At 66.2% G+C, this 6,210-nt stretch carries 5 protein-coding genes and 1 pseudogene; 3 read left to right on the forward strand and 3 right to left on the reverse strand.

Annotation, left to right across the window (positions count from 1 at the left end; all coding sequences use genetic code 11):
* From RMN84_RS08485 to RMN84_RS08495, 3 genes are all read right to left on the reverse strand, one after another.
* A partial coding sequence (locus tag RMN84_RS08485) for an arsenate reductase ArsC (protein ID WP_309611744.1) occupies nt 1-314 on the reverse strand: 314 nt, incomplete at its 3' end.
* Nucleotides 311-637, reverse strand: a complete 327-nt coding sequence (locus RMN84_RS08490) for a metalloregulator ArsR/SmtB family transcription factor (RefSeq protein WP_309611745.1) — start codon at nt 635-637, stop codon at nt 311-313. The genes RMN84_RS08490 and RMN84_RS08485, both read right to left, overlap by 4 nt.
* An 82-nt stretch (nt 638-719) precedes the next feature.
* Nucleotides 720-1,055 (reverse strand): DUF3297 family protein, encoded by a 336-nt coding sequence (locus RMN84_RS08495; protein WP_309611746.1) that lies wholly within the window; start codon nt 1,053-1,055, stop codon nt 720-722.
* 138 nt (nt 1,056-1,193) lie between these two features.
* Between RMN84_RS08495 and RMN84_RS08500 the strand changes: the two genes are divergently transcribed.
* The 3 genes and pseudogenes from RMN84_RS08500 to RMN84_RS08510 all read left to right on the forward strand — a co-directional run.
* Nucleotides 1,194-4,538, forward strand: a complete 3,345-nt coding sequence (locus tag RMN84_RS08500; protein ID WP_309611747.1) for an amidohydrolase family protein — start codon at nt 1,194-1,196, stop codon at nt 4,536-4,538.
* A 97-nt stretch (nt 4,539-4,635) separates the two neighbouring features.
* A complete protein-coding gene (locus tag RMN84_RS08505; protein ID WP_309611748.1) occupies nt 4,636-5,919 on the forward strand; it encodes a thiamine pyrophosphate-dependent enzyme in 1,284 nt (427 codons plus the stop codon).
* Nucleotides 5,916-6,210 (forward strand): annotated as a pseudogene (locus RMN84_RS08510) (alpha-ketoacid dehydrogenase subunit beta); the annotation flags it as partial. The gene RMN84_RS08505 and the pseudogene RMN84_RS08510, both read left to right, overlap by 4 nt.

Below are 6,210 nucleotides of genomic sequence, written 5' to 3' on the forward strand. Positions count from 1 at the left end.
GCGGTCATCGGCTGACCGGGCCACGACGGGCACATTTCGCCGGCCGCATTGTCGCAGACGGTAAACACAAAATCGAGGTCGGGCGCGCCAGCCACCGCGAACTCGTCCCACGGCTTTGAACGATAGCCATCCGATGGAAACCCCAGCTCGGACAGCGTGGCAAGCGCGAGCGGATGCACCTCACCCTTGGGATGGCTGCCGGCCGAATGGGCAATGAACCGGCCATTCCCCGCGCGGTTGAGAATTGCTTCGGCTAGGATCGAGCGTGCCGAGTTTCCCGTACACAGAAAGAGCACGTTGTAGGTCTTGGTCATGCAGCCTCCGCTTCGTTGAGTTCGGCCCCGGAGCAATCGGCCCCGCCACAGCAATTCTCGGTCAGGAAACCGACGAGTGCGTTCATTGCGGGATAGTTGGCGCGATAGATCAGCGAGCGCTGTTGGCGTTCCTGCAAGATGAGTCCCGCGTTGCGGAGCTGCGCGAGGTGGAAGGAGAGCGAAGAATTGGGCACGCCAAGCGCTTCGGCAATAGCACCGGCAGCCATGCCCTGATCGCCGGATTGGACTAGCAGCCGGAACAGGGCGAGCCTGTGCTCCTGGGCGAGCGCGCCGAGCGACTTGCTTGCAGAACCAATATTCATCGCTCACTCCGTCAATTCGACTCCCATCGAAATGTCAGAGCAAATAGCGGGGGTCAAGACAATTCGATGATCTTCGAAATGTCTACTCGATCCCCGGTTCCTCGTCCGGCGACCCCGCCACGCCGACGAACGGCTCGACCACGCCCTTCAGCTTGAGCGTCATCGGGTTGCCCTTGCGGTCACGGCTGCGACCGGCGGCGACTTTGATCCAGCCTTCGGACACGCAATATTCCTCGACGTTGGTCTTCTCGACCCCGTTGAAGTTGATGCGCACCCCCTGCTGCAGCATGTCGCCGTCGAAGTGCGGGCTACGCGGATCGAGCGACAGGCGGTCGGGAAGGGACGCGGTCGAAGGCGTGCTGGCCGGGCCGGGGGGTTCGCTGGCCGAGGCGGGGGGCGTGGGGGATTGTTCGGACATGGCGGCGACCTACGCCGATGGCGGCGATGCGGTCAACGCCCGCGTGGGAGCAACTATTCGACGAACGGTGTTAACGGACAATTGCCATCGGCGAAGCGCCTCGCCAATCATCCCGCGTCTAACCTGCCGGGAACCTCCATGCCGCGTCCAGTCCTGACCCTCGCCCTCGCCTCGCTGCTCACCTCCACCGCAATCGCCCAGGCACCCACGCCGCCGGTCGCGCCGTCGCCGCAACCCGGCCAGGCCGAGCCGCTGACCCAGCCCAAACCCGACAACATCGCCGCATCGCCGAAACCGACCGATGCGAAAGCCAATGAATCCAAGAGTGGCAAATGGGACGTTGCCGCCCGCCACGGCCCCGGCCACGACGCGGTGGTCGACACGCGCCAGGGCACCTGGCTCAGCCTCGACGTCTCGCCCGACGGCAAGGAGATTGCGTTCGACCTGCTCGGCGACCTGTATACCATCCCGATCACCGGCGGCGAGGCGCGGCCCCTGACCAGCGGCGGCGCATGGGACATGCAGCCACGCTACTCCCCCAACGGGCGCGAGATCGCCTTTACCTCCGATCGCGGCGGCGGCGACAATATCTGGGTGGTGGGCCGCGACGGCTCCGGTGCCCGCGCGATCACGAAGGAGACCTTCCGCCTACTCAACCAGGCCGACTGGTCGCCCGACGGCAATTTCATCGTCGCGCGCAAGCATTTCACCTCGGCGCGCTCATTGGGCGCGGGCGAAATGTGGCTCTACCACCGCAGCGGCGCCGACAAGGGCGGCGGCGTGCAGATGACCAAGGCCCGCAGCAAGCAGAAGGACACCAACGAGCCGGCCTTCTCGCCCGACGGGCGCTATCTGTATTTCTCCGACGACGCGACGCCCGGCATGACGTTCGAATATTCGAAGGACGTCAACGGCCAGATCTACGTCATCCAACGGCTCGACCGCACCACCGGCGAGATCGATTCGTTCGTCACCGGCCCCGGCGGCGCGATCCGCCCGACGCCGTCACCCGACGGCAAGAGCTTGGCCTTCATCCGCCGCGTGCGGTACAAGTCGACGCTGATGCTGATGGACCTCGCGTCGGGTCGCATCACCCCGCTGACCGACACCCTCGACCGCGACATGCAGGAAACCTGGGCGATTCAGGGCGTCTATCCGGGGATCAGCTGGACCCCCGACAACAACTCGCTGGTCTATTGGGCCGGCGGCGGCCTCCACCGCATCGACGTCGCGACCAGGGCGGTCGCCGACATCCCGTTCCACGTCACCGGCACCCGCTTCGTCGAGGATGCCCCGCGCTATCAGAAGGACGTCGCGCCCGACCGGTTCGACGTCAAGATGATCCGCGGCGCCCACGCCAGCCCCGACGGGCGGCGCATCGTCTATGAAGCGCTCGGCCATGTGTGGGTCCGCGACGTCGCCAGCGGCAGCGCCCGCCGCCTGACCAAGGCGAGTGAGTTCGAGACCTATCCGACCTTCTCCCGCGACGGGCGCCAGATTGCCTATGTCGGCTGGGACGACGACAAGGCCGGACGGGTCAAGATCGTCCCCGCGACCGGCGGCGAGGGCCGCAGCGTCACCCCCGAGCCGGGCCATTATGCCGAGCCCGCCTTCTCCCCCGACGGCGCGACCATCGCCTATCGCAAGGGCAGCGACGGCTATCTTACCACCCCGCTGTGGGGCCGCGACCCCGGCCTCTATGTCGTCGCGGCGCGCGGTGGCACGCCGAAGAAGGTTTCGGTGCGCGGCAGCGAGCCACAGTTCGGCGCGACCAACGACCGCTTGTTCTTCATCGACGACGGCGACGACGACAAGCATGTCCTGCGCTCGATCGGCCTCGACGGATCGAACCTCCAGACCCACCTCGTCTCGCAGAATGCCGCCAGCTTCGCGCTGTCGCCCGACGAGCAATATGTTGCCTGGACCGAACGCTACCAGGCCTATGTCATGCCGTTCACCCGCGCCGGCCGCTCGCTCGACATCGCGCCGGACGGGACATCGTATCCCCAGGCGCGCGTGTCGGCCGATGCCGGCGACTGGCTGCACTGGTCGGGCAATGGCCGCACCCTCTACTGGAGCCAGGGGCCCGACCTGTTCGCCAAGTCGCTCGGCGCGACGGGCGACTTCACCGGCAAGGACAAGACGCCCGCGCCGGTGTTCGCCCACCTCGGCTTCAGCGCCGACACCGCCAAGCCCACGGGCACGCTCGTCCTGACCGGCGCGCGGATCGTGACGATGGGCGGCGCGGGCGTGATCGACAATGGCACGATCGTCGTCAACCGCGACCGCATCGCCGCGATCGGACTGGCCGCATCGGTCGCGATTCCTGCGGGCGCGCGGCGCATCGACGTGGCCGGCAAGACCATCATCCCCGGCCTGATCGACGCCCACTGGCATGGCCCGCACGGGTCGGACGGCATCGTGCCCCAGCAGAACTGGGTGTATGACGCCGCGCTGGCCTATGGCGTGACCACCGTCCACGATCCGTCGGCCGACACCCACACCGTCTTTGCCTCGTCCGAAATGCAGCGCGCCGGGCTGATCACTGGCCCGCGAATCTACTCGACCGGCACCATCCTCTATGGCGCAACGACGCCGTTCACGGCGGAGATCAACAGCCTCGACGATGCGCTGACCCACCTCCGCCGATTGAAGGCGTCGGGTGCCTGGTCGGTCAAAAGCTACAACCAGCCCCGCCGCGAGCAGCGCCAGATGGTGATCCAGGCCGCGAAACAACTGGGCATGGAAGTCGTTCCCGAAGGCGGCTCGCTGTTCGAGATGGACATGACGATGATCGCCGATGGCCATACGACCATCGAGCATAGCCTGCCCGTCCAGCACATCTACGATGACGTCCTGCAATATTGGAAGGGATCGCAAACCGCGTGGACCCCGACGCTGATCGTTGCGTACGGCGGCGCGTTCGGGGAGAATTACTGGTATCAACATACGCAAGTGTGGAACGAGCCGATCCTGTCGAAATGGGTTCCCCGCCCGGTCCTCGACGCGCGCAGCCGCCGTCCGGTGATGGAGCCGCCCGAAGAAGATAATGTCATCAACGTCGCGCGCCAGGCCAAGCAAATCAGCGACCTCGGCGTGCCCGTGTCAATCGGCGCTCACGGCCAGCGCGAGGGGCTCGGCGCGCACTGGGATATGTGGATGTTCGCGCTTGGCGGCATGAGCAATCTGGAGGCGCTGAGCACCGGCACGATCAACCCGGCGCGCGCGCTCGGGCTCGACAAGGATCTCGGCAGTCTCGAGGCGGGCAAGCTCGCCGACCTCGTCATCCTCGACGCCAACCCGCTCGACGACATCCGCAACAGCGACAAGGTCGACATGACCATGATCGGCGGGCGATTGCTCGACGGCAACCTCGACGACGTCGCCGGCGGCACCCACAAGCGGCGCCCCTTGTGGTTCGAGCAGGGCGCCGGCGGCAACTTCACCGTCGGCGCGACGGTCGGGGTACCGCACGAGGATTGATTGCAAAAGCAACCAGTCCCTTCAAACCGGGCTTGGAACCTTCTAAGGGATCAGCCACTGATCAGGGGCGGGCATCCGCCAGGCTGGAAGGAACAGGATGAGCGACCCCGCCCCGCGCGCCAACCGGCCGACACTGGTCCTGCATGTGCCGGAGCCGAATTACCGGCCCGGCGACGCGCCCGATTTCTCTGGGATCGTCGTCCCGGCGGCGGGCGCGGCCCCGCGTCCCGACGCGGCGGCGGCGGTGAGTGAGACACACCCGCTGTGCACCCACCTCGTACGCGTGCTCGACGACAATGCGCAGGCGGTCGGCCCGTGGAACCCGCGCCTGGAGCCTGAATTGCTGCGCAAAATGCTGCGCAACATGAAGACCGTGCGCGTATTCGACGATCGCATGTATCGCGCCCAGCGGCAGGGCAAGACCAGCTTCTACATGAAGTGCACCGGCGAGGAGGCGATCGCGGTCGCCGCCACCCATGCGCTGCATACCGACGACATGTGTTTTCCGACCTATCGCCAGCAGGGCATTCTCGTCGCGCGCAATTACCCGATCGAAACGATGATGTGCCAGATCTACTCCAACGCCGCCGACCCGCTCCACGGCCGCCAACTGCCGGTGATGTATTCGGACAAGGCGCACGGCTTCTTTTCGATCTCCGGCAACCTCGGCACCCAATATCCGCAGGCCGTCGGCTGGGCGATGGCGAGCGCGATCAAGGGCGACAGCCGCATCGCGATGGGCTGGATCGGCGAAGGCGCGACGGCCGAGGGAGACTTCCACTCCGCGCTGACCTTCGCCTCGGTCTATCAGGCGCCGTGCATCCTCGCCGTGGTCAACAACCAGTGGGCGATCTCCAGCTTTTCCGGATTTGCCGGGGCCGAACAGGCGACCTTCGCCAGCCGCGCGGTCGGCTATGGCATTGCCGGCCTCCGCGTCGACGGCAATGACGCGCTCGCGGTCTATGCCGCCGTCGCCTGGGCCGGCGAGCGGGCGCGGACCAACCACGGCCCGACGCTGATCGAATTCTTCACCTACCGCGCCGAGGGCCATTCGACTTCCGACGACCCGGCTGGCTACCGCCCCGCCGGCGAAGCGCAGGAATGGCCGCTGGGTGATCCGATCGCCCGGCTCACGGCGCACCTGATCGGTCTCAATGAATGGGACGATGATCGCGACGCCGCACTCAACAAGGAAATCGACGCGGAAGTCCGCGCCGCTCAGAAGAAGGCCGAGACCAACGGCGTCCTGCCTCAGCAGGGCTTCGACCGCATCGGATCGATGTTCGAGGATGTTTATGGCGACACTCCCTGGCATTTGAAGGAGCAGCGCGAGGAAGCGCTCGGCGAAGCGCGCGAATTCCTGGGGCACGACGTCGTATGAGCACGGTGAAGACAACGGGTCGCAACATGATCCAGGCGATCAACGACGCCCACCGCGTGATGATGGAGCGCGACCCCGACGTCGTCGTCTATGGCGAGGACGTCGGCTTCTTCGGCGGCGTGTTCCGTGCGACCGAGGGGCTGCAAAAGCAGTTCGGCAAGACCCGCTGCTTCGACGCGCCGATCTCCGAAGCCGGGATCGTCGGCACCGCCGTCGGTATGGCCGCCTATGGCCTGAAACCCGTCATCGAAATCCAGTTCGCCGACTATATCTACCCCGGCTACGACCAGA

Origin of the sequence: Sphingomonas sp. (assembly GCF_031380695.1) — a bacterium.
Lineage (GTDB): Bacteria > Pseudomonadota > Alphaproteobacteria > Sphingomonadales > Sphingomonadaceae > Sphingomicrobium.

Coding starts and splice junctions, on each gene's coding strand:
- RMN84_RS08490 (WP_309611745.1), bottom strand. CDS start 637: ATGAATATTGGTTCTGCAAGCAAGTCGCTCGGCGCGCTCGCCCAGGAG.
- RMN84_RS08495 (WP_309611746.1), bottom strand. CDS start 1,055: ATGTCCGAACAATCCCCCACGCCCCCCGCCTCGGCCAGCGAACCCCCC.
- RMN84_RS08500 (WP_309611747.1), top strand. CDS start 1,194: ATGCCGCGTCCAGTCCTGACCCTCGCCCTCGCCTCGCTGCTCACCTCC.
- RMN84_RS08505 (WP_309611748.1), top strand. CDS start 4,636: ATGAGCGACCCCGCCCCGCGCGCCAACCGGCCGACACTGGTCCTGCAT.